This window comes from Ruminococcus sp., from assembly GCF_019423705.1.
GTDB lineage: Bacteria > Bacillota > Clostridia > Oscillospirales > Ruminococcaceae > Hominimerdicola.
On sequence record NZ_JAHZAX010000006.1, the window covers coordinates 83,171 to 106,403 of the forward strand.

The 23,233-nt window shown below is 46.4% G+C and carries 20 protein-coding genes; 4 read left to right on the plus strand and 16 right to left on the minus strand.

The window, feature by feature from the left end; translation table 11 throughout:
* Window positions 1-130 precede the first annotated feature (130 nt).
* Genes ychF through QZ371_RS06490 form a run of 5 tightly spaced genes read right to left on the minus strand, consistent with a single transcriptional unit; the run spans window position 131 to window position 6,030 of the window.
* Complete coding sequence (gene ychF / locus QZ371_RS06470; protein WP_295210817.1) at window positions 131-1,225, minus strand: redox-regulated ATPase YchF; 1,095 nt, start codon at window positions 1,223-1,225, stop codon at window positions 131-133.
* Between the two features lie 18 nt (window positions 1,226-1,243).
* Window positions 1,244-1,498, minus strand: coding sequence for a hypothetical protein (locus QZ371_RS06475; protein ID WP_295210819.1), 255 nt, complete (start codon window positions 1,496-1,498; stop codon window positions 1,244-1,246).
* A 15-nt stretch (window positions 1,499-1,513) separates the two neighbouring features.
* Window positions 1,514-4,321 carry an FtsX-like permease family protein gene (locus tag QZ371_RS06480; RefSeq protein ID WP_295210821.1) on the minus strand — a complete coding sequence of 936 codons (2,808 nt, stop codon included), beginning with the start codon at window positions 4,319-4,321 and terminating at the stop codon, window positions 1,514-1,516.
* Between the two features lie 35 nt (window positions 4,322-4,356).
* Entirely contained in the window at window positions 4,357-4,833 is a 477-nt protein-coding gene (locus QZ371_RS06485; protein ID WP_295210823.1) for a hypothetical protein, read from the minus strand.
* A 3-nt stretch (window positions 4,834-4,836) separates the two neighbouring features.
* The gene (locus QZ371_RS06490) at window positions 4,837-6,030 is read right to left on the minus strand and encodes a PLP-dependent aminotransferase family protein (RefSeq protein WP_295210826.1); all 1,194 of its coding nucleotides are present in this window, start codon (window positions 6,028-6,030) and stop codon (window positions 4,837-4,839) included.
* Between the two features lie 204 nt (window positions 6,031-6,234).
* Here QZ371_RS06490 and QZ371_RS06495 point away from each other — a divergent pair, with 204 nt between their 5' ends.
* The 4 genes from QZ371_RS06495 to QZ371_RS06510 all read left to right on the plus strand — a co-directional run bounded on the left by QZ371_RS06495 (window position 6,235) and on the right by QZ371_RS06510 (window position 9,450).
* Window positions 6,235-7,938, plus strand: coding sequence for a polysaccharide biosynthesis C-terminal domain-containing protein (locus QZ371_RS06495; RefSeq protein WP_295210828.1), 1,704 nt, complete (start codon window positions 6,235-6,237; stop codon window positions 7,936-7,938).
* 67 nt (window positions 7,939-8,005) lie between these two features.
* A complete protein-coding gene (gene mazG, locus QZ371_RS06500) occupies window positions 8,006-8,815 on the plus strand; it encodes a nucleoside triphosphate pyrophosphohydrolase (protein ID WP_295210831.1) in 810 nt (269 codons plus the stop codon).
* Window positions 8,816-8,853: 38 nt separating this feature from the next.
* Window positions 8,854-9,129, plus strand: coding sequence for an HU family DNA-binding protein (locus tag QZ371_RS06505; protein WP_295210833.1), 276 nt, complete (start codon window positions 8,854-8,856; stop codon window positions 9,127-9,129).
* 78 nt (window positions 9,130-9,207) lie between these two features.
* Window positions 9,208-9,450, plus strand: coding sequence for an RNA-binding S4 domain-containing protein (locus QZ371_RS06510; protein ID WP_295210835.1), 243 nt, complete (start codon window positions 9,208-9,210; stop codon window positions 9,448-9,450).
* A 60-nt stretch (window positions 9,451-9,510) separates the two neighbouring features.
* Here QZ371_RS06510 and QZ371_RS06515 read toward each other — a convergent pair whose 3' ends face one another.
* The 11 genes from QZ371_RS06515 to tgt all read right to left on the minus strand — a co-directional run bounded on the left by QZ371_RS06515 (window position 9,511) and on the right by tgt (window position 23,225).
* The gene (locus tag QZ371_RS06515; RefSeq protein ID WP_295210836.1) at window positions 9,511-11,193 is read right to left on the minus strand and encodes a DUF6583 family protein; all 1,683 of its coding nucleotides are present in this window, start codon (window positions 11,191-11,193) and stop codon (window positions 9,511-9,513) included.
* Between the two features lie 231 nt (window positions 11,194-11,424).
* Window positions 11,425-12,258 carry a polysaccharide deacetylase family protein gene (locus QZ371_RS06520; protein WP_295210839.1) on the minus strand — a complete coding sequence of 278 codons (834 nt, stop codon included), beginning with the start codon at window positions 12,256-12,258 and terminating at the stop codon, window positions 11,425-11,427.
* A 114-nt stretch (window positions 12,259-12,372) separates the two neighbouring features.
* Window positions 12,373-12,618, minus strand: coding sequence for an IreB family regulatory phosphoprotein (locus QZ371_RS06525; RefSeq protein ID WP_295210842.1), 246 nt, complete (start codon window positions 12,616-12,618; stop codon window positions 12,373-12,375).
* A 125-nt stretch (window positions 12,619-12,743) separates the two neighbouring features.
* The gene (gene pheT, locus QZ371_RS06530; protein WP_295210844.1) at window positions 12,744-15,158 is read right to left on the minus strand and encodes a phenylalanine--tRNA ligase subunit beta; all 2,415 of its coding nucleotides are present in this window, start codon (window positions 15,156-15,158) and stop codon (window positions 12,744-12,746) included.
* A 27-nt stretch (window positions 15,159-15,185) separates the two neighbouring features.
* Window positions 15,186-15,788, minus strand: coding sequence for a hypothetical protein (locus QZ371_RS06535; RefSeq protein WP_295210846.1), 603 nt, complete (start codon window positions 15,786-15,788; stop codon window positions 15,186-15,188).
* Complete coding sequence (pheS, locus tag QZ371_RS06540) at window positions 15,788-16,807, minus strand: phenylalanine--tRNA ligase subunit alpha (RefSeq protein WP_295210847.1); 1,020 nt, start codon at window positions 16,805-16,807, stop codon at window positions 15,788-15,790. The genes QZ371_RS06535 and pheS overlap by 1 nt, the downstream gene beginning before the upstream one ends.
* A 477-nt stretch (window positions 16,808-17,284) precedes the next feature.
* Window positions 17,285-17,956, minus strand: coding sequence for a hypothetical protein (locus QZ371_RS06545; protein WP_295210848.1), 672 nt, complete (start codon window positions 17,954-17,956; stop codon window positions 17,285-17,287).
* Between the two features lie 343 nt (window positions 17,957-18,299).
* Window positions 18,300-19,967: an AMP-binding protein gene (locus QZ371_RS06550; protein ID WP_295210850.1), complete on the minus strand. Its 1,668-nt coding sequence runs from the start codon at window positions 19,965-19,967 to the stop codon at window positions 18,300-18,302.
* A gap of 227 nt (window positions 19,968-20,194) precedes the next feature.
* Window positions 20,195-20,845 (minus strand): HAD family hydrolase, encoded by a 651-nt coding sequence (locus QZ371_RS06555; protein WP_295210851.1) that lies wholly within the window; start codon window positions 20,843-20,845, stop codon window positions 20,195-20,197.
* Window positions 20,846-21,146: 301 nt separating this feature from the next.
* Window positions 21,147-21,701: a manganese efflux pump MntP family protein gene (locus QZ371_RS06560; RefSeq protein ID WP_295210852.1), complete on the minus strand. Its 555-nt coding sequence runs from the start codon at window positions 21,699-21,701 to the stop codon at window positions 21,147-21,149.
* 381 nt (window positions 21,702-22,082) lie between these two features.
* A complete protein-coding gene (tgt, locus tag QZ371_RS06565) occupies window positions 22,083-23,225 on the minus strand; it encodes a tRNA guanosine(34) transglycosylase Tgt (protein ID WP_295210853.1) in 1,143 nt (380 codons plus the stop codon).
* Window positions 23,226-23,233 lie beyond the last annotated feature (8 nt).

The following is a 23,233-nucleotide window of genomic DNA, read 5'->3' on the forward strand; positions in this document are numbered from 1 at the left end:
AACTATTCTACAACAGAAATTGAATTTTATTAAGCAAAGTTGCACAAATCCACCGCACCATTTTATTGCACTCTGCACATACAAAAGGCACAAAAAAAGAGCGGTAATTACCGCCCTTTTATCGCAAAAATTAAACGTTGAATCTAAACAGCACGATATCGCCGTCCTGCATAACATAGTCCTTGCCCTCGAGACGAACAAGACCCTTTTCCTTTGCCGCAGCCATTGAACCGCAGCTCATAAGATCGTCGAATGAAACGACCTCGGCTCTGATAAAGCCCTTCTCAAAGTCGGTGTGTATCTTGCCTGCCGCCTGCGGAGCTTTCGTGCCCTTTGTGATCGTCCAAGCTCTGACTTCCGGCTCGCCTGCCGTCAGATATGAGATAAGACCAAGCAGCGAATAGCCTTCCTTGATTATTCTGTTAAGACCCGATGTTTCAAGTCCAAGATCGGCAAGGAACATTTCCTTGTCCTCGTCGTCCATATCAGATATCTCAGCCTCGATCTGCGCACAGATAGGGAACACAGCCGAACCCTCGTTCTTTGCGATCTCGCAAACTGTCTTGTAATGCTCGTTGCTGTCGATGTTGTTTCTGAAATCTTCCTCGCAAAGGTTTGCCGCATAGATAACAGGCTTCAATGAAAGCAGCGGAGTTTCCTTGAGTATCTCGAGCTCGTCCTCTGTCATATCGAATGAACGTGCAGGCTTGCCGCTCTCGAGGTGCTCTTTCAGCTTCTCGAGAAATTCAACAGCCGCAGCCAGCGACTTGTCGCCCTTCATCGCCTTCTTTGTCCTGTCAAGCTTTCTCTCGATAAGCTCAACGTCAGAGAAGATAAGCTCAAGGTCGATAGTTTCGATATCTCTGCGTGGATTGATCGAACCGTCAACGTGAATGATGTTAGGGTCGTCAAAACATCTTACAACGTGAACGATAGCGTCCACCTCTCTGATGTTTGAAAGGAACTTGTTGCCAAGTCCTTCGCCCTTTGAAGCGCCCTTTACAAGTCCGGCGATATCCACAAATTCAAGGGTCGCAGGGGTAAACTTTACAGGGTGATACATTTCTGCAAGCTTGTCAAGCCTCTCATCGGGAACAGAAACAATTCCCACATTCGGCTCGATAGTGCAGAAAGGATAGTTTGCCGATTCAGCGCCTGCATTTGTAAGCGCATTAAAAAGTGTTGATTTTCCTACGTTAGGAAGTCCTACCATACCAAGTTTCATATCAATTTTCGCCTTTCGTTAAAATTTTACGCCTTCATCTTCATAGCCGTCATCATCGTCATCATAATCAAAATCATCATAATCGTCAGGGTCAAAATGATCGTCGCAGCCACCCTTGCGGATATTATTGTTGCTGCCAATAGTGACGCCATTCTTGATAGGCGAAACAAACAAACCGATTATCACGCCAAGCAGAAAAAGCGCAAGACCTTTCCAAAAATAACTTACGGTGCATACATTCTCAGTACCGCTTGTTTCCTCAAAAATATCCATTACAAATACCTCCGTCTATTCAACTGATTTTAAAGATTCTACCATATCTATCTTTTTAAGTTTGAAATGCAGAACCAAATTTACAATAAAAGCAAACGCCATCGTGAGCAACGCACCCAGCGCATACGCCCACCACACAAGCTCTCTGTTAAAGAGCACTATATCCACCTCGGCGGTTATCACCACAAAATGGTGAAGTACCTTTCCTGCAACAAGCCCCACAAGTATTCCAAGCAGCGTTGAAATAATGTTCTCACGGTAGATGTAAGCCGAAGTCTCGTTGTCATAGAAGCCCAGCACCTTGATGGTCGCTATCTCACGAACACGCTCGGTGATGTTTATGTTGGCAAGGTTATAAAGCACAACGAATGCCAGTCCGCCTGCGCAGACGATAAGCAGCACCACGATAGCGTCAAGGCTGTCAACAGAGTTCAAAAAGCCCCTGCTCGAATCAGACTTGTACGACATTCCGTAAAACTCATCATTGGCGATAAGCTGTTCCTTGAAATTGCTCTCGTCAATGCCCTTTTTCAGATCAACGAAAGAAAGGTTGTAAACAGGCTTTTCGCCGTAAACATCTTCATAAGTCTTTGGCGAGATGTAAATATAATGCAGCGCATAGTTTTTCATAACTGCGCTTATCTTAAAACTCTTGTCCTCGTGACCGCTGAGCTTTACGTTTATCTCGTCCCCTGCTTTAAGGTCAAGAAGGGTCGCAAGCTTTTGCGTTATAACGACCTCGCCGTCCTTTATGTCCTGAAGCTCACCGCTGTCAGAATCACGCAAAGCAACGTAATCGCCGATATCCTCAGCCCTCTGCGGCACGATCATCGAAACAGTCTGGGACTGACTGCCTTTTTCCGCAACGCCCTCTGTTGACTGCACCAGCATCGACTTGTCTATCTCGCTTATTTCCGATATCTTATCTTCAAGCTGTTCCTCGTCAAAGTCCGTTGTGTTGAGCACCACAACGCCGTCATAAAGCAGCACATCGTTGAACTGCTTTTCCGCAATGGTCTTGATAGAATATTTCAGTCCAAAACCCGTCACGATAAGCGCCGTGCAGCCTGCCACGCCGACGATCGTCATAAAGAAACGCTTTTTGTATCTCAGCAGATTTCTTACAGTTACCTTTGCAAGAAAATCCATTCTGTTCCATATAAAGCCTATCCGCTCAAGAAGCACACGCCTGCCGCTCTGTGGTGGCTTTGGCCTCATAAGCTGTGAAGGCTGTGATCTCAGCTCTTTCACGCAAGCATAAAGCACCGCCGAGCAGGTGCATATCACCGACACCAACAGACAAAGCAGCATATACATCGGCTTGAATGGCGTGTCGATATTCGGGATATTGTAAAGTATGTTGTAGCAGCTGTAAATTATCTTCGGGAAAAGCTGCAATCCCACCGCAACGCCAAGACAGCTTCCTGCCGCCGCAGCCACCGCCGCATAGAAAAGATACTTTCCTGCTATCTTTCCGGCGCTGTAACCAAGTGCCTTGTAAGTGCCTATCTGCGTCCTTTGCTCTTCAACCATTCGTGTCATAGTGGTAAGGCACACGAGCGCCGCCACAAGTATAAAGAATACAGGGAACACCTTTGCGATAGAATCAACTTTCTGTGCGTCCCCATAAAAGGAACTGTAATCAGAGCTTGCTTCAAACCTGTCATAATGATAAAAAGCAGGATCTTTCGTGTCCTCAAGCTGCGCCTTTGCGCTTGCTATCTCAGTCTTTGCCGCCTCAAGCTGTGCAGAATATTCGTCATAAGCCGCAGTCGTTCCGCCCGTCTTGTCCGCAAGCAGCCCGTTGATTATCTCCATAAGCTGCTGCGCTTTCAAAAGCTGTGAACGTGCAAGATACTTTGAACTCGAGCCGTCAGCCTCAGCCTTGTCGTAAGCCGCCTGCGCTTCTTCAATGCTCTGCTGGGTCTGCTCTTTCAGCCCTGCAAGCTGTTTGTCATCGCAAGCCAAAGCCTGCTCAAGAAGCTGCGCCTTTTCCTCCGCCGAGGTTATCTCGTCCTGAGCGTCAGCGGAAAGCTTGTCAAACCGTGCATTCACGCTGTCCTTAAAAGCCTGCTGGGCAGACTTGCTCTTGTCCTCAACTGCATTCTTATATTCGTCAGAAAATGGGTCAAGCCCCTCCGTGCCATCAAACTTCACATAAAGCTCAGTATAATAATCGCAGACAAATTCACGCTCCGTCACGAAAACATTGCTGACAACAGTTCCGTTGCCAACAGTCGTTGCGTCACGCTCATAACCTATATACAGCGGTGAAGCCACAATGCCCACTATCTTATAAGTATCGCAGGCAAGGGTGTCAGTTATGGCCTTTGAAGAATCGGGCTCGCTTATCTTTATCTCTCCGCCCACCTTGAAAGTATCGGGAGAGCTCATTTTAACTTCAACAGCACATTCGCCCTTTTCTTTCGGAAGTCTGCCCTCCAAAAGCACAGGCGTGTTGAGCCTGTTATCGCTGTCGTCGTCAATGATATCGTTAAAGGACATAAACTTGAGCACAAGGTTCTGATTATCGTGATAATAGAACACGTCCTTTGAATAGCCTGCCATTGCGCCCTTGACGTTGTCTGCCGCCTTGACCGCCTCAACGTCCTCCGACTTCACGCCGATAGAGGACATAAGCTTCATATCCATAAGCCTGTTGTTGATGAAATATTCCCCGGCGGTGTCCACCATATCGGGCATTGTCGCCTTTATTCCTGCGAAAAATCCACAGCCCAGCATTACGATGAGAAATATCGAGAGAAATCTGCCAAAGGAATGTTTTATCTCACGCAAAGTATCCTTTTTTAAAGCATTTTTCATAGCAGACCTCCCTTCGATAAGTTATCTTTTTATTGTTATTGCGTATCTCCGTCCTGTTCATCGGTATCATCGTCCGCAAAATCGTCAAGCCCTATCCTGCCCGAAAGCACGAAATAGACTATCGCCGAAATGATAAATACCACAGGTGCGAAAATAAGTATCGCCGCTTTTGCCCAGCTCGCTCCAAGAGCACCTGCCAGCATAAGTGCAAGCACTCCTGCAAGGTCGAAAAACAGCAGGCAGAAATAAGTCCTCGCCGCAGAAAGCGCAGGCGCAGGGTCGGCGGAAGCGTCAAACTTGTCGCCGAAAACATTGACCATTCCCGTGTTCATCGCCAGCACAAGAAACAGCACCGCCGACAGTCCGCAGAATATCATATTCACCACAAAAGGCTTGCCTGCCCCCTCTGCACCGACCATGAGCATAAAACCGTCACAGCCCATACAGAATATGAACGCCGCCGTATCGACCACCGTCATTACAAGCTGAAAGGGCGTAAAAGGCGCTTTCATTTATTAATCACCAAACATTTCCTTTGAAAGCTTTCCAAGCTTCTCACAGCCTGCAACGATCTGCTCGTCGGAAGGCGTCGAGAAGTTCATTCTGAATGACGTTGTCTCGTCAGATTCGCTTATCATAAATGCGTTGCCCGGAACGACAGCTACCTTGTATTCAGCAACAGCTCTCTTGCAGAAGCTCGTCATATCGCTGCCGGCAGGAAGTGTGCACCAAATGAACAGTCCGCCCTCAGGTCTTGTGAATGTGATCTTTGATGAGAAGTTCTTTTCGATCTCGCTTTCCATAAGTTCGATCTTGTGCTTGTAAATAACTCTGAGCTTTGCAAGGTGCTCGTTGATGTCATTGTCCTTCATAAAGTTGTAAGCCAGCATCTGCGCCCAAATATTTGTGTGAACGTCCGAAACCTGCTTGCAGACAACGATCTTGCTGATGATCTCCTTTGGCGCTGCGATATAGCCAACTCTGAGACCCGGTGCAAGTATCTTTGAGAACGTTCTTGAATACATAACAAGTCCGTCCTTGTCCATACTCTTGATAGAAGGGATAGCCTCGCCCTTTATTCTCAGATCGCCGTATGGGTTGTCCTCAAGTATCATAACGCTGTATTTCTTAGCCAGCTCATAGATAGCCTTTCTCTTCTCAAGAGAAGTTGTAAGACCAGTCGGGTTCTGGAAGTTTGCGATGATGTAGAATACCTTTACCTTGCCTGTTGCGAAAGCCGCCTCAAGCTCTTCGATATTAACGCCGTCGTCCTCAAGTGTGATACCTCTCAGCTCAACGTTGTAAGACTTGAATGCGTTCAGCGAACCGATAAAGCTTGGCGCTTCACAGCAAAGAATATCGCATGGATCGCAAAGAACCTTACAAGCAAGCTCGTTTGCCTGCTGAGCGCCGCTTGTGATGATAAGATCGTCTCTCTCAGGGTCGAACTCGCCCTTTTTCTCAAGTTCCTTTTTAAGAAGGTCTCTCAGCGGAGTGTAACCCTCTGTAAGGCTGTACTGGAGCGCACCGATAGGATTTTCCTTAAATATATCTTCCGATATCCTGTTGAGCTCAGCCACAGGGAAAGCCTCTGGAGATGGATTGCCTGCTGCGAATGAGATAACCTCAGGATCAGAAGTGAATTTGAGTATCTCTCTGATAGCAGAAGCCTGCAAATGTGAGACCTTTTCTGAAAAATTATAAGTCATAGTTTTTTACCTCTTTTTCTTTCTATAATTTCTATAATAGATACATAGACAATTATAACATATCCGCCGCAAAAAATAAAGGGCTTTGGCAAACTTTTTTCAAAATATGTGCATTATCCTGTCCGCCTGCCGCCAAGACTTGTACTATAAGCCCCCAACATCGCATAAAATCTATTGAAAAATACACAGAAAGCGAGACTAAAAATGAAAAAACAAAGCTTTTTAAAAGGCTCTGCCATACTTCTTTCAATGGTGCTCATAACGAAGATCCTCGGGCTTATGTATAAGATTCCGCTGACAAATCTATTAGGCGGCACAGGAATGGGCTATTTCTCGGCGGCGTTTTCAGTTTTTACGCCAATATTCGCCGTGGTGGTCTCGGGCATACCATCAACAATGGCAAGGCTCACCGCCGAAAATTACGCCCTCGAACGCTTTTCAAACCTGCGCAAAACAAGACGTGCGGCATATCTTGTTTTCGGCGTCATAAGCACTATCGCCGCCCTGCTTATGATACTCTCCGCAGGCTTTCTCTCCGATAAAGTCATCGGCGAGCCCAGCACAAAGTACGCCCTAATAAGCGTCGCCCCCTCGATGATATTCTGCACCCTTATGTCAGTCGAGCGTGGCTATTTCGAGGGCTTGCAGAATATGACCCCCACAGCCGTCTCGGAGATAATCGAGACCCTTTTCAAGCTGCTCTTAGGCCTCGGCTTTTCCTATGGCCTGACCTATAAAATATCCGACGATTTTGAGCGCACGGGAGAGCTTTTCGGCAAAGCATACCCCACCGCCGAACAAGCCGCTTCCGCCGCCCTGCCTTATATCTCTGCCGCAGCGATCTTAGGCTCGTCCCTTGCCTCGGGCATTGCCTGCCTTTATATCTTCATAAGCGCCCGTGTCCACGGCGACGGCGTAACAAAGCAAATGCTCGCCGCCGACAAACTCACCGACCCTCTGAGCCATACCGCAAAGCGCTTGTGCAAATTCTGCGCACCTATTGCCTTAATCTCCGTTATCACGACCTTCGCAAATATGATAGATATGCTCACCATAAATCCCTGCATTTCAAAAGCCATCGCCCAAAGCCCCGAAAGCTTTTCACGCTTCACTTCTCAAAGTCTCGACCTTTCAATGCTCCCGAACTTTATTTACGGCTCATATACAGGACTTGCCATAACAGTTTTCGGACTTGTGCCAACGCTCACCGCAATGTTCGGCAAAAGCATTCTCCCCTCCCTGACTGAATGTTACACCAAATGCAACAAAGCCCAAATGCAGGAGAACCTCAACAAAATGATGATGATAACAAGCGTCATCGCGATACCCGCAGGCCTCGGTATCGCTGTGCTGGCAAAGCCCATTCTCTGCTTTCTTTTCGGCAGCCGCCCCACGGAGATATCAGTCTGCGCCCAGCCAATGGCGATACTGGGCATAGCAGTTATCTTCCTCGGCATTTCAACCCCCTGCTTCGCAATATTGCAGACCCTCGGCAGACCAAAGACCGCCGTGCTCATAATGCTCTTCGGCGGCATAATAAAGCTTGCGCTGAACATCGTCCTTATCCCCCTGCCAATGGTGAATATCAGCGGTGCCGCATTGTCAACTTTAGTTTCAAATATTTTTATCTGCATATGCTCAGTCAAAACCATTTATTCCCTTGCAAGCGCAAAGTGCCGCTGGACGGAGCTCTACCTCAAACCATTCTACGCCGCCGTAATGTGCGCCGTCACAGCTCTGCTTTCATATGATGTTATGTCCAAAGCCCCGTTTTTTCAGCAATACCAAAGGTTATCCACCCTTTTTTGCATATTATTTGGTAGCATAATGTACGCTTTTTGTTTGTATTTATTGTGCGAAACGCCGAAAAATATAGTAAAATCAGTATTTTCAAAAAAAATTCAGTAAAACCCTTGAAATTTTCAGCGAAATGGGTTATTATTAATAAGCACCCTTTTAGAAAGGTCTTGGTTTTTTGGAAGATAAAATTAAGGAATTGCTTGGTAAAACGGCCTTTGATATCAACGATCTTGTGGATATCGTGGTCATTCTGAGAAGCGAAAACGGCTGCCCTTGGGATAAGGTGCAGACCCATAAAACTATCAAAAAAGACTTTCTTGAGGAAGTCTACGAAGTTATGGAAGCTATCGACTGCGACTCTCCCGAAATGATGAGGGAAGAGCTGGGCGATGTTCTGCTTCAGGTGGTTTTCCATACTGTTTTGGAAACGGAGGAGAACCATTTCGGTCTTGACGAAGTTATCACAGATATCTGTCAGAAGCTTATCATCAGACATCCTCACGTTTTTGGCGATGTTAATGCCGATAATGTGGATACTGTCCTGAAAAATTGGGATAATATCAAGAAAGAGACCAAGGGACAGGAAACTTATACCGATACCCTTAAAAGCGTGCCAAAGAACTTCCCTGCTCTGATGAGAGCGCAGAAGCTCGGCAAAAGGGCTTCAAGAGCGGGTCTCGATTATGAGGACGCTAAGGACGCTTACGGCGCAATGGAAAGCGAAGTCTCTCAGCTTGAGGTGGCTCTCCTTGAGAATAATAAGACCCAGGCCGCAAGACAGCTTGGCGAGATAATGTTCTCCTGCGTGAATATCGCAAGAAAAATGGGTCTTGACGCAGAAGAAGTGCTGACGGACGTCAACGAGCGTTTTATTGAGCGTTTTGAGAGAACTGAGCAAATGGCAAGGCAAAAAGAGTCTGATATGACGGCTCTGAGCATAGATGAGCTTGAAGCTTATTGGCAGAAGGCTAAAAACAATGAATAATTTTTTGTTCGTTAAAAATAATTTGGAGGTATTAAACAATGACAAAAGCAGAACTTATCAATTTGATCGCAGAAAAGGGCGAATATTCTAAGAAGGACGCAGAAAAGGCACTTGCAGCAGTTATTGACGCTGTATCTGATACACTTGCAAAGGGCGATAAGATCTCCCTCGTAGGTTTCGGTACATTCGAGGTTAGAGAGAGAGCTGAAAAGACAGCTATCAATCCTCGTACAAAGGAGCAGATCAAGGTTCCAGCTAAGAAGGTCCCTGCATTCAAGGCAGGCAAGGCTCTTAAGGACGCTGTTAACAAGTAATCATAGAGCACAGCTCAGACCTAGCCTTTTCGGTTAGGTCTTTTTTATTAAACATTACAAATTTAGAAGGAGAATAAAATGAGACTTGATAAATATTTAAAGGTCACACGCCTTATCAAGCGCCGCACAGTTGCAAACGAAGCCTGCGACGCCGGCAAGGTGCTTGTGAACGACAAGATTGCAAGAGCTTCATATGACGTAAAGGTCGGCGACATTATCACCATAAATATGGGACAGAAGCCTGTCAAGGTTGAAGTCCTCAACGTCACCGAGTATGTCAAGAAAGAAGAAGCCGCTGAAAATTACCGTGTAGTTGAATAATCAACAAAAAAGAGAGACCGCATTATTTGCAGTCTCTCTTATATTTTTGCCTTAATAGTTTTAAGCGTTATCCTCAGTCTTGAGATCAAGGTCGCTCAGATCATAGTCCTCATCGAAATAGCTGAAATCGCTGTCGTCATAATCATAATCATCATCGTAATCATAATCACCGCCGATAAGCGATGAAGCGTCAGTCTCAGCGCCTGTCAGCAAATTGTAAAGCTCATCGCCAAGAGCAGCCTTTAAGTTTGCTGTGAACTTGTCTGTGTCGCAGCTTGAAAGATAATTGTCCATCTGTGTGTCGTCCATAACGTCATAGATCTTGTCGCTGGTCGGCATAGTAACGTCAGAAGCCTCTGTCTCGTTGCCTGTAACGGAAATGTTCATCATCTTTTCACCGTTTACGCCAAGCTCAAATGAAAGATCGAGCTTATCAGCAGTCGAAGCGGAAGCGATCTCCAGCCAGCCCGACTGTGCTTCGCCGTCGTCTGTAACATTTACGTCAGTTCTGATAACGCCTGTGAATGTATCCTCAACAGTCTTGATATCCTTGAATGTGATCTCAGCCTCAACATTTGAAGCTGAAAGTCCGCCTGTCACCATCGTTGGCTCAATGTAGCCGCTTTCTTCAATGTCGATAGGCGAAGCAACAGCGCCGCTTGTGTTGACAGTGAACTTACCGTTGGTCGTGTCGCCGTCAGTCTTGAGAGCACCGTTTACTGACATCTTGCCGTCAGAACCAAGGTCATAAACCAGATCTACTGCCAGAACATCGTCAGTAGAAATAGTGTAAAGATGAACACTTGCATCGTCCTGATCAACAGCAAAGCCTGCGAAATCCTCGCCGTTGTAGTAAACATCGACCTTTACAGTCTCCTTGAGGTCATCGTCAGAAAAATCCATAGATGATCTCATTTCTTCAATGATCTCCTCATATGTAGTGCTTGCAGCGTCGCCAATGCCCGACTGATCAAAAAGCTTCTTGATGTTCTCGTCAGTCTTAGCCTTGTCAAGAACTGCGTTTATCACGTTGAGAGCGTCCTGTCCGCTGATCTCATATTCCTTTGTTGTGTAGCTGTATTTGTTTCCGTCAATATCGCCCTCAAGCTTGTCGCCCTCTGTTGGCTGCGGAAGCGTGTCCTTTATAAGCTTCTCATACTCGTCAAGGTCTTTCTCAAATGCGTCTGTATCAAAATCAACAGCCGTGTCGTCAGAACCGTTGTCCTTGAGCAGGCTGTCAAGATCAATGCCCTGTCCAGCAAGCTGAGACTTCAGCTCGTCCTCTACCTTTGAAACGTCCAGCATAAGATAGCCGTCAGAAAGCTCAGGCACCTGAACATAAGCCTTGTTATCGTCTCTGCCATAAACAGCGTTAGCCGAAACAAGGTTCTTGCTGTTATATGAAACTGCGAGATCAACGCCCGTGTTGTTGCCCTTCTGCTTTGTTACAGTTGTAACGGAAATAGGCGCTACCTCAAGACCTGCCGCCTTAGTGAAGCCCTCGCCGAAAGAGATAGTAGCGTTTGCGTTGTAAGCAAAATCGAGCTTGCCCTTGACAGCTTTTTCAGCCTTGTCAAGAGTGTTGTTTATATTGTCAGCCACCTGCGTGAGCTTTGCCTTGCCGCCCTCAGTATTGCCATTATCGCTGTTTTTGTTTACGAAATAATAGCCAACGCCCGAACCTACGATGCTAAGTCCAAGAACGCCTGCAAGCACAGGTGTGAGCACTTTATTTTTTACCATTTCATTTCCTCCTTAGAAATAACCAAAAGCATAAACTTTTGTCTCTATGGGTACACTACCCCCAATAAATCTTATCTGTATTTAAAATATAACACACTTTTAACAAAAAGTCAATACAAAAACCTATTACAAATCAGCTACAATATACCCGCCTTTTAGGCAATATCTGCAAAAATATGTATGGGCGATATCAAACCGCCCAGAATAAATACAAATTCTGTTAACAACACCTTAACCGAACTCAAAGCCCTGTTTCCTCACGCCGTCAATAAAGTCCGCAAGAATATCGGTGTTTGTCTTAGATACCGAGTGCAAAAGATAGATCGCCCCCGGGTGCGCCGCCTTAACAAGCTTTTGAAGCGCTTCCCCTTCGTCGGGCTGATTATTAACGTCCCAGTCAGCATAAGCAAAGCTCCAAAGCTCCGTCTCATAACCGCAGTTCGCTGTCACGCCCAGCGAAAATTCCGAGAACTCACCCATCGGCGGACGGAACACCGTCATATTGTAATCGTAATTTTCCTTCATATACCTGTGAAAGTCCATTATCTCACTTTCACATTCCGCCTGCCCAAGTGTGGGCATAGAATAATGGTGTACAGAATGGTTGCCCACAATATGCCCCTCGTCGATCATTCGCTGAACAAGTTCGGGATTTTTCTCTGCATAATCCTGCAAAAGAAAGAACGTTGCCTTGACGTCCTTCTCTTTCAGTACGTCAAGTATCTTTTCAGTATACCCGTTCTCATACCCCTGATCGAATGTGAGATATATCTTTCCGTCCTCATTGATAGCTTTTGCGTTTAGTTCTCCGTACTTTGCATTGAAATCAAGGGCTCCAGTCGTCCTGTTCTGATCGTCCACCTGAACGCCCTGTCCGTAGCCCACCTTATCGTGAGAAAGCCCCGAAAGATCGAGCTTTTTAACGTCCTTTTTGCCAACGATAACAGGCTCCACAATAGCCGAGCTGCCCTCAGAAGAGCCTCCATCCTTGACGATAACAGTCCGACCGCAAGCGCTGAGCATTGCCACGCTAAGGGCAAGCGCCCCGATAGTTTTAAGCTTCATATGTCCGTACCTCCTTTTCTGCTAATAGTATGTTCAGAAAAATGAGGGTTACAAAATAAAAAAGGCGGTAATATCTACCGCCTTTCAAATATATCAACTTAACAATTCCACAATTTATGACTCAAGATAAGACTTCACCAAAGCCTGAAGCAGCTCATCCCTGTCGATATGACGGATAAGGCTTCTTGCATTGTTGTATGTGGTTATGTATGTCGGGTCTTCGGAAAGAATATAACCAACTATCTGATTGATAGGATTATAGCCCTTCTCCTTCAGAGCGTCATAGATTATTGTAAGCGTCTTTTTCAGTTCAGCTTCCTTGTCGTGCTGTACTGAGAATTCCATCGTATGTTCAAGCATTCTGCTCAGCCCCTTTGCTAATGTATCTTTGGCGATCGCCTGTTATTATTATACTCCATTTGTACTCAAATAACAAGTGCTAACTAAAAATTTATGCACATTGTACAAAGTTGTTGATAATAATTTTACATTCTAAGCTCTGCGCCCATTTCCTTGAGTGCTTCAAGAACTTTCTTCATAGCCTTGTCAGCCTGCTCGTCCGTGAGCGTGCCGTCGTGTGAACGCATTGAGATAGAATATGAAACAGACTTCTTGCCCTTTTCGATCTGCTCGCCCTTGTAAACGTCAAAGAGCGTGATCTTCTCAAGTATCGAACCAACAGCCTTGCTTATAGCCTTTTCAAGCTGTGCAGCAGGGATACTGTCGTCGCAAACGATAGAAAGGTCTCTCGTTGTTGCCGGATACTTAGGCAGCGGCTTATAAGTTTTCTGTGCAACGCAGCTTGCCATAAGCTCAGGAACATTGATCTTTCCTGTATATGCTCTCACGTCGATGTCATAGTTCTCAAGAACTCTCGGGTGAAGCTCGCCGAAAATGCCGACCTCTTCGCCGTTTACCTTAACAACTGCAACTCTGCCTGGGTGGAAAGCATAGAACTCGTCGAACTTGCAGTCCTTTGTTGCCTTCTCGAACTCTACCTTCTGAGCGCCGACCTTTGAAAGCAGACCCTCGACAACGCCCTTCATATCATAGAAATCAGCCTTTGTCTCAGTATCATAGAAGCCAAAGCCAAGTCTCTCAGGCTCGTTAGGAAGCACCTCGCCCTCAACAGGGATATACTCGTTGCCTCTCTCGAAAATATAGCACTCAGGATTACGATAGCTGTAATTTCTTGCAAGCACTTCGCAGACTGACGGGATAATAGTCGTTCTCATAACGCTTGTGTCCTCGCCAAGTGGGTTCGTGATAACAACTGTCTTTCTGAGGTCAGAATCAGCAGGAAGATTTATCTTGTCAAAATACTTTGGCGAAATGAATGAGAATGTTGATATCTCGTTAAGACCCATTGCAAGCATTGATCTCTGAAGCTGTCTGTCGAACTTCTGCGCTGCTGTAAGCTGAGCCTGCGCAACGCCTCTAACGATAGTGTTCGGTATCTTGTTGTAGCCGTAAAGTCTTGCAACTTCCTCTGCAACGTCAGCCTTGCAGGCAATGTCAACTCTGTACCAAGGTGAAACTACCTTGCCGTCCTTGATCTCAAAACCAAGTCTTGTGAGATATTCCACCATTTCGCTCTCAGGTATCTCAGTACCGAGGAATCTGTTTATCCAAGCTGGGTCAAAGTCAACAGTCTTTGGCGTCTCGTCCTCGTAATTTTCATCAATATAAGTCTTAACGACCTCGCCTGCGCCAAGCTCTTCAACAAGCTGGAACGCTCTCATAAGAGCCTCATAGCACTCGTGTGGGTCAAGACCCTTTTCATATCTTGCGGAAGCGTCTGTTCTCATACCAAGCTTCTTAGCCGTGGTTCTAACGCTTGCACCGTCAAAGCAAGCCGACTCAAATACAACAGTAGTTGTGTCGTCCATAATTCCGCTGTATTCGCCGCCCATAACGCCTGCAACTGCAACAGGCTTCTCAGCGTCAGCGATAACGAGCATTTCTTCAGAAAGGTCTCTTACCTCGCCGTCAAGGGTGGTGATAGTCTCCCCAGCCTTTGCGTTTCTGATGTTTATTGATGCGTCCTTGACATATCTCAGATCAAATGCGTGCATTGGTCTGCCATATTCAAGCATAACATAGTTTGTGATATCGACAAAGTTGTTGATAGGTCTAACGCCGCAGCCTCTAAGTCTCTCTCTCATCCAGCGTGGCGAAGGACCGATCTTAACGTTCTTAACGATACCTGCCATATATCTCTTGCAAAGATCAGTATTGTGTATCTTTACCTTGAGCATATCGTTGATATCGCCGTCAATGCCCTTGAACTCAGGCTTCTTTACCTTGAGCTCTGTGCCGAATGTAGCGGCGGTCTCTCTTGCGAGACCGATAACAGAAAGGCAGTCAGGTCTGTTTGATGTTATCTCAAATTCAACTGTCGTGTCGTTATATCCGATAGCCTCGTGGATATCCTTGCCGACAGTCTTGTCGCAGTCGTCCCCAAGGATAAAAATGCCGTCCTCGGTAGCATATGGGAAATCGTGAACAGAAAGTCCCAGCTCACCAAGTGAACAGAGCATACCGTTTGAAGCCACGCCTCTAAGCTTGCCCTTTGTGATCTTGACCTGCTTGCCGTCGTGAAGAACAGACGACTTGTGCTTTGCAACAGGCACATAATCGCCCTCGTGAACGTTCTGTGCGCCTGTAACGATCTGAACAGGCTCTTCCTCCCCAACGTCAACCATTGTGATAAACATATGGTCAGAGTCAGGGTGACGCTCGATAGATACCACCTTGCCCACAACAACGTTGGATATAGCTTCGCCCTCCTGCTCATAGCACTCTACCTTAGAGCCGGAAAGTGTCAGAGCGGAAACAAAATCCTTGATCGGCATATCGCAGTCAACATAGTCTGCCAGCCATTTCATTGAAAGATCCATTTATATATTCCTCCGTATCAATCTTATTCATATCTGATAAGCAGCCTTAGTCCTCTCCTCAAGCTCCGCCAAAAACATCGGCCGCTCAAGGTAGAACTGCTTCCATTGCTTTATTCTTATGTAATACTTGCAGCCGTAATTATCCACAAGTTCGAACCTCATACCGTCGTTAGTGCCGTTGGTGCTGTGCAAAACAGTTTTAAGCTCTCTGATATCGCAGTATCTTATAAGAAGCTTAGCCTTTGGCACATACATATATCCGTCCAGCAGATACAGCGTCTTGTACCTCATCGGTGCAACACTTATCTGACCCTCGAGCCTGTCAAGGATCACACGGTCAAACTGCTCCAAACGCCTTGCGTTGCCATAGTCACGTTCCTTGCGCTTTTTAATGCTTCTGATACCGACAGCCACCATTGCGCCGTACAGCACCGCAAATATCACGCCCAGCAGCAGCGCCGAAGTCTCGCCCTCGTCCTCATAAGCTCCCACGCAGGCAGAACCTCCGCAAAAGCCTATCAAAAGCCCCATAAGTATAAGAAAAACTATCCACATACCCGTTGAAGCAAAACCGAATTTCGACGGCAGTAGCTTTTTATAAAGCAAGCTGCTCTTTAAATCTTCATTCATCAGAACTGCTCTAAGAATCTCATATCATTCTCATAGAGAAGTCTCATATCATTGATGTTGTATCTGCCCATAGTAATTCTTTCAAGACCGATACCGAATGCAAAACCGCTGTAAACCTCAGGGTCAATTCCGCAGCCCTCAAGCACCTTAGGGTGTATCATACCTGCGCCGAGAAGCTCTACCCAGCCATCCTGCTTGCACATTGAACAGCCCTCGCCGTGACAGTTGAAGCACATAAGATCGACCTCAGCAGAAGGCTCTGTGTATGGGAAATGGTGCGGACGAAGTCTTATCTGAGTATCCTCGCTGTAAAGACGCTTCATAAGAAGCTCCAGCGTACCCTTAAGGTCAGCCATAGTGATGCCCTTGTCAACAACAAGACCCTCTATCTGGTGGAACAGCGGTGAATGTGTAGCGTCCACTGTGTCAGAACGGTAAACTCTTCCAGGAGAGATGATCCTGATCGGCGGCTTTCTCTTCTCCATCGTTCTTATCTGAACGGAAGAAGTCTGCGTTCTCAAAACCACATTTTCGTTTATATAGAATGTATCCTGTGTATCTCTTGCAGGGTGAGACTTTGGCATATTGAGCGCCTCAAAACAGTAATGATCTGTCTCTACCTCAGGACCGTCAACGATATCAAATCCCATTCCGAGGAACACTTCCTCGACCTCTTCAAGAGTAGCGTTCAGCGGATGCGGTCTGCCGATCTTGGCCTTCTTGCCCGGCAGAGTAACGTCGATAGCTTCCTCTGTGAGCCTTACCTGCTCCATCTTGGTCTTGAGCTCTTCCTTACGCTTTGTGAGCGCCGTCTCGATATCAGCCCTTACCTTATTAGCAAGCTGACCGATAACAGGTCTCTCCTCTGCGGAAAGCTTGCCCATCTGCTTCAAAATAGCCGTGATCTCGCCCTTTTTGCCGAGAAATCTTACTCTGAAATCCTCCAGCAGCTTGGCGTCGTCAATATGCGAAAGTTCTTCTTTTGCACGTTCGTCAATGCTTTTCAACTGTTCCTTCATTGCTTTTCCTCCTGTAAAAAAATAAGCCCTGCCCCGACTAAACAGGACAAGACATAAAAAGCTTGTTTGAACCACCTATTAGTTAAAAGAGCCAACACTCCCCCGTCTTTAACGCAGACGCTGCGTTTGCGCTTACTAGAAAAATTTCATTCGGCACAACCACTCGCAAGTGAACTTCACCTTGCAGGGATATAAAACAGCTTTCAGGAAACGCCCAAGCGCCGCCGTTTCTCTCTGAAGACCCCATAGCAAAACTACTCTCTCGGTCATAGTGTTTACTTATAGTATATAGTATGATGATATCATATCACCGCCGTAATTTCAAGCGGTTTAATAAAAATTTTACAATTAAACATATCTGCATAAATATCTTATTTGCAGATTGCGTGTCATAAATGTAGGGGCGACCTGTGGTCGCCCGTTATTCAACATCTATTTTGACTATCGACCGCACGACCAAAATGTGTAATATCCGCCTTACAATCCGTGTTTATGAAGCTTATCCCACTTCATATCCTCCTCAGAATAATAATCGTCGTCATCTTCGATCTTGTTATATTCCTTGTGGGGATAGCCTATCTGCTCGTAAAAATCATTTATAAGCACAAGCTTGCCCTTTGTGTCCTGAAAGCTCAGCGCAATGCTTCCCTCCTTGGGCACAAAAACCTTCTCAACGCCTGCCTTGTCCATAAGCTTGAAGCTCGACCGCTCAACACTTTTAAGCACGCAAACAAGCCTGCCCTTGTTGGTCTGATAAGACCGCTCCACCTCGTCATAATAAAGGCAGATATGCAGATAGCTTTTAGAAAGCCCCTGCCGCTGAGAATGTTCGATGTGATCGTCATAAATGCGAGTGTACACCTCAGCGTCCCGTGAAAGCGCATAATACCAGTACATAAGCCCCCCCACAGAACAGTTGCAAAGCCCCAGCAACACAAGCAGTATCTTCACCGCCGTGACCTTAACGAACACAATGCCGATAGCGATTATCACCGCCCCCAGCGCAAGGTTCTTGTACATATTCCGCTGCATTTTCTTATGTTCCTCAAGATCGTGCGCCGCCTTGACCATTCTCTCCGACCTGGACAACTTCGGCGGATACTCATAAACAGCCTGCATTGTATTAAACTCTCCTTTTTTAATTCGCATACGCTGTACTTCGGGCGACCCTCATAGTAGCCCGAAGAGCAGACAGACTTTAAACCATACATAGCATTAAACCGTACAGAGTGCGCATAAAGTCTTATACAACAACTTTGATAAAATACAATGCTATTATACCACAATTTAAGCCATCAAGTCAATAAAATGTAGGGGCTGGCGTCCCCGACAGCCCATTTTTTTACATGCCTAAGTTTTTTCACCCTGCCTACCAGTAGGGGCGAACATCGTTCGCCCGTCGAAGCAACAAACCATATGCCATATTCCACAAATTATTATACCAAACAAAAAATGCGCAACACCCAAGGCATTGCGCATTGATATTCAGATCTTATCCGTTCTTCTTGCTGTCATTTTCTCTGATCTCAACACGGCGTATCTTGCCGCTGATAGTCTTAGGCAGCTCGTCAACGAACTCAACTATTCTTGGATACTTGTAAGGAGCAGTAGACTGCTTAACGTAGTTCTGAAGCTCCTTTGCAAGCTCTGGTGTGCCTGTGTAGCCCTTTGCAAGAACGATCGTCGCCTTTACTACCTTGCCTCTGATAGCGTCGTCAGCGGCAGTAACAGCGCACTCGAGTACAGAAGGGTGCTCCATAAGGATGCTCTCGATCTCGAAAGGTCCGATACGATAGCCCGAAGCCTTGATAAGGTCGTCCGTTCTGCCGACGTACCAGTAATAACCGTCCTCGTCCATATATGCAGTATCGCCTGTGTGATACATACCAAATCTCCAAGCGTTGTCCGTTGCCTCAGGGTTTCTGTAATATTCCTTGAAGAGCGCTGGGTTCTCGCCTCTCTCAGCGTAAACAACGATCTCACCTGTCTCGCCGACCTTAACAGGCTTGCCCTCGCTGTCAACTATACCGATGTTGTAAAGCGGTGTTGGCTTGCCCATTGAACCCGGCTTTGGCTCCATTCCGTAAAGGTTGCCGATGAGCACAGCGCCCTCAGTCTGTCCGAAGCCTTCCATAAGCTTGAGACCTGTATATTCATACCATCTGTTGAATACCTCAGGGTTAAGCGCCTCGCCTGCGATACAGCTGTACTTGAGTGAAGAAAGATCGTAATTCTCGATACCTTCCTTGATGAAGAATCTGTACATTGTCGGAGGTGCGCAGAATGATGTGAGCTTGTAATCCTGAATGATCTTCAGCACGTTTGCAGGGATAAATCTGTCAAAGTCATAAACAAAAGTTGTCGCACCGCAGATAAACTGTCCGTACATCTTGCCCCAAGCGCACTTTGCCCAACCTGTCTCAGAAACAGTAAGGTGCAGAGAATTCTCGTCAAGGTGGTGCCAATGCTTAGCCGTGATGATATGAGCCGCAGCAAGTGAATACTTGTGAAGCACCATCTTAGGATAACCTGTCGTGCCCGAGCTGAAATACATCAGCATTGATTCTGTAACGTGTGTCTCTATCCTGTCGAAAGTCTTAGGAAACTTGTCCATCTCGCTGAGGAAGTCTATCCAGCCTTCCTTTGCGCCGTGTGTGATGAACTTCTGCTTCATACCGTCATACTGCTCAAGAGCGCCGTCCACCTGATTCGGAACATCGTCCTCAGCCGTTGCAACGATGTAAGAGATAGAAGCTGCGTCAAAGCGGTAAACATAGTCCTTCTTCTTGAGCTGGCAAGTAGCAGGCACAAGAATAGCGCCGATCTTCATAAGACCGTAAGCCAAGAACCAGAACTCATAATGACGCTTGAGGACAGCCATAACGAAGTCGCCTTTCTTTACGCCGTGCGCCAGCATCATATTAGCCACCTGACTGCTCTTCTCAGAAAGATCCTTGTAAGTGAAAAGGTGCTCCTCGCCCTCTTCGTTGACCCATTGCATTGCCACCTTGTCAGGCACGTTCTTTGCAAGCTCGTCTATAACGTCATAAGAAAAGTTGAAATTGTCAGCCAGCTTGAGCTTAAAGCTCTTGAGTCCGCCTTCGCTGTCAAGCTCTTCGTCTACAAATCTCTTGTAAAAATCATTCATTACAAAACTCATTGATGTTCCTCCGTTTTTATTATTCATTTAAGGCAACACCGCACAAGGATTGTGCGTAAGATGCGCAGTCAGATTTTTCGTCAGATTGTATAGAAATTTTGCAGGCATACTGTCGTATGTCAAGAAATTTCTGTGCAATATGGCGGAAAATCTGCAAGCAGATTGCGTGCAAAGCCGCTAGGCGTGCCTTGTGCGGTGTTGCCTTATGTTATATAAGGTATTTCCTATCAAATATTCGCTTTCAAAATGTCCGCAGGCTTTGCCGCAATAAAGTCAGCCCCAGCTCTTTCAAGCTCCTCACGGCCTCTGAATCCCCATTGGCAGCCGATACATTGAAGCCCCGAATTTTTCGCCGTCATAACGTCAACGTCCGAATCGCCGATGATAACAGCCTCCTGCGCCTTAACGCCCAGCGTCTCCAGAATATTATAGATTATGTCCGGCGCAGGCTTTGTCGGAACGCCGTCCTTCTTTCCTGCCACCATATCGAACTCACCGTTTTTGAATATCTCCCCAACGATGTACTTGACGAACTTGTCGGGCTTGTTAGAAGCCACCGCCGTGAGCTTTCCCTCTGCCCTCAGCGCCTCGATAACTTCCCCAATGCCCTCGTAAGGCCTCGTGCGGCTGACGCAGCGCTTGTTGTATTCCTCAGAAAACTCAGCGTGATACGCCTTGATGTTCTCCTCCGTCCTCTTGTCCTCAGGCAAAGCCCTTTCAACAAGCTTCAGCGTGCCGTTGCCCACAAAATGCTTGTAGCTGTCATACCCGAACGTTGGATAACCGTACTTTTCAAGTACAGCGTTCATAGCGTCCCCAAGGTCGAAGATAGAGTTCACAAGAGTTCCGTCAAGGTCAAAAATATAAAGCTTTTTCATTTTACCACCTGCTTTTTACACCTATCATAAGTTTTTACACTTATCGCAAGTTTATACATTAATCGTGATTTTATACACCTGTCTAAAAATTCACGTGATTTATTATACACTTATTTTATGGCTTGTTTATGAACATTATAACCGCTATTTGTTAATTTAAAGTTCATAAAATCGCAGATACCATACACATTTATATTAATCAAACAAATCATTTAAACAAATATTGCACAAATCACCCTGTTTTCATTTATACATACCGCACAATTCCCTAGCAAAACGGTCGCCTTTGCATAAATAATCATCAAAAAACGTGCTGCGCAAATATCTTGAAACCGATCATAATAAGCGCCACACCGCCCACGATCTGCGCCTTGCTTCCGAGCCTGCCGCTGAATTTGTGCCCGATAACAAAGCCGCCAAAAGCTATCAACGCCGTAACAGCGCAGATAAACGCCGCCGCATAAACAATGTTCACATCAAGCGCCGCAAAGCTCACCCCCACCGCCAAAGCGTCCACAGAGGTTGCAAAGCCCTGCACCAGCACAGCCCCGAAAGTCAGCACTTGGATATCCGCCACACCATCGCCCTTGCCGGCACCGCATATCATATTCAACCCGATAAACCCCAGCAAAATAAGCGCCACCCAATGATCGTACCGCTCGATATACCTCGCAAAATTCATTCCCAGCCCATAGCCGATAGTAGGCATTAGCCCTTGAAACAGCCCAAAAATAACAGCGCCCATAACAGTCGCCCTCAACCTCTTGTGCTTAACGCATAACCCGTTCGTCATTGCCACCGCAAAAGCGTCCGCAGCCAAAGCGCACGCCGTCAATAAAAGCTCAAAAATACTCATAATATCCCCCCGTAACTTGTAAGGGCGACCTGCGGTCGCCCGCTGGTTTGCCACCTTTTTCGATAGTCTATTTTCGTCCTAATACCGCCCACGTCCAAACGCCAACAAAAAAACGCCGTCTCCGAAAAACACAAAAATGATAAATATATCTTTGCATTTTCCGAAAACAGCGTCCGCCGTTATATTTTTAAGGCAGCACCGCACAAGGATTGTGCGTAAGATGCGCAGTCAGATTTTTCGTCAGATTGTATAGAAATTTTGCAGGCATACTGTCGTATGTCAAGAAATTTCTGTGCAATATGGCGGAAAATCTGCAAGCAGATTGCGTGCAAAGCCGCTAGGCGTGCCTTGTGCGGTGCTGCCTTAAATTCCGCTTTCTTATCAGTCCTCGCACTTTGAAGCAAGCAATGAGCTGTATTGGTTTCTGAACTGCTCGTATCTTCCCTCGTCAAGTGCTTCCCTTATCTTCTCCGTAAGAGTGTTGTAGAAATACAGATTGTGCATAACCGCAAGCCTGCCGCCAAGCTGCTCCTCAGACTTGAACAGGTGGCGCACATACGCCCTGCTATGATTTCTGCACGCAGGACAATCGCAATGCTCGTCGATAGGTCTCGGGTCAGTCTCGTATCTCTTGTTTGTTATGTGCAAGATACCGTTCCAAGTGAAAAGCGTGCCGTGTCTTGCGTTTCGGCTCGGCATTACGCAGTCAAAGAAGTCCACGCCTCTATATACCGCCTCGATAATGTTTGAAGGCGTGCCAACGCCCATAAGATACCTCGGCTTATCCTTCGGCATAAAAGGCTCGACCTTCTCGATGATATCATACATAACTTCAGTAGGCTCGCCCACAGCAAGTCCGCCGATAGCAAAGCCCGAGCAGTATTCCATTTCTCTTATGCGCTTCATATGCTCGATACGCAGATCGGCATATGTGCAGCCCTGATTGATACCGAAAAGCATCTGGTGCCTGTTTATTGTGCTCTCAAGCCCGTTGAGCCTCTTCTGCTCAACGATACATCTCTCCAGCCACCTAGCCGTTCTCTCACAGCTTGCCTTTGAATAGCTGTGCTCCGCAGGGTTCTCAACGCACTCGTCAAAAGCCATTGCAATAGTAGAAGCAAGGTGGGACTGTATCTGCATACTCTCCTCAGGACCCATAAATATCTTGCGTCCGTCAACGTGAGAATTGAAGTACACGCCCTCTTCTTTTATCCTACGCAGCTTTGCAAGAGAAAATACCTGAAATCCGCCGCTGTCTGTAAGAATAGGCTTGTCCCAGTTCATAAACTTGTGAAGTCCGCCCATTTTGTAAATAACGTCATCACCCGGTCTGACGTGCAGATGATAAGTGTTGCAAAGCTCCACCTGGGTCTTGAGCTCATTTTTCAGATCAAGGGACGAAACGCCGCCCTTTATCGCCGCCGACGTACCCACGTTCATAAATACAGGGGTCTGTATCGTGCCGTGAACAGTCTCAAACTGCCCCCTTCGTGCAGCACCCTCTTGTTTAAGTAATGTAAACATAAATTCTC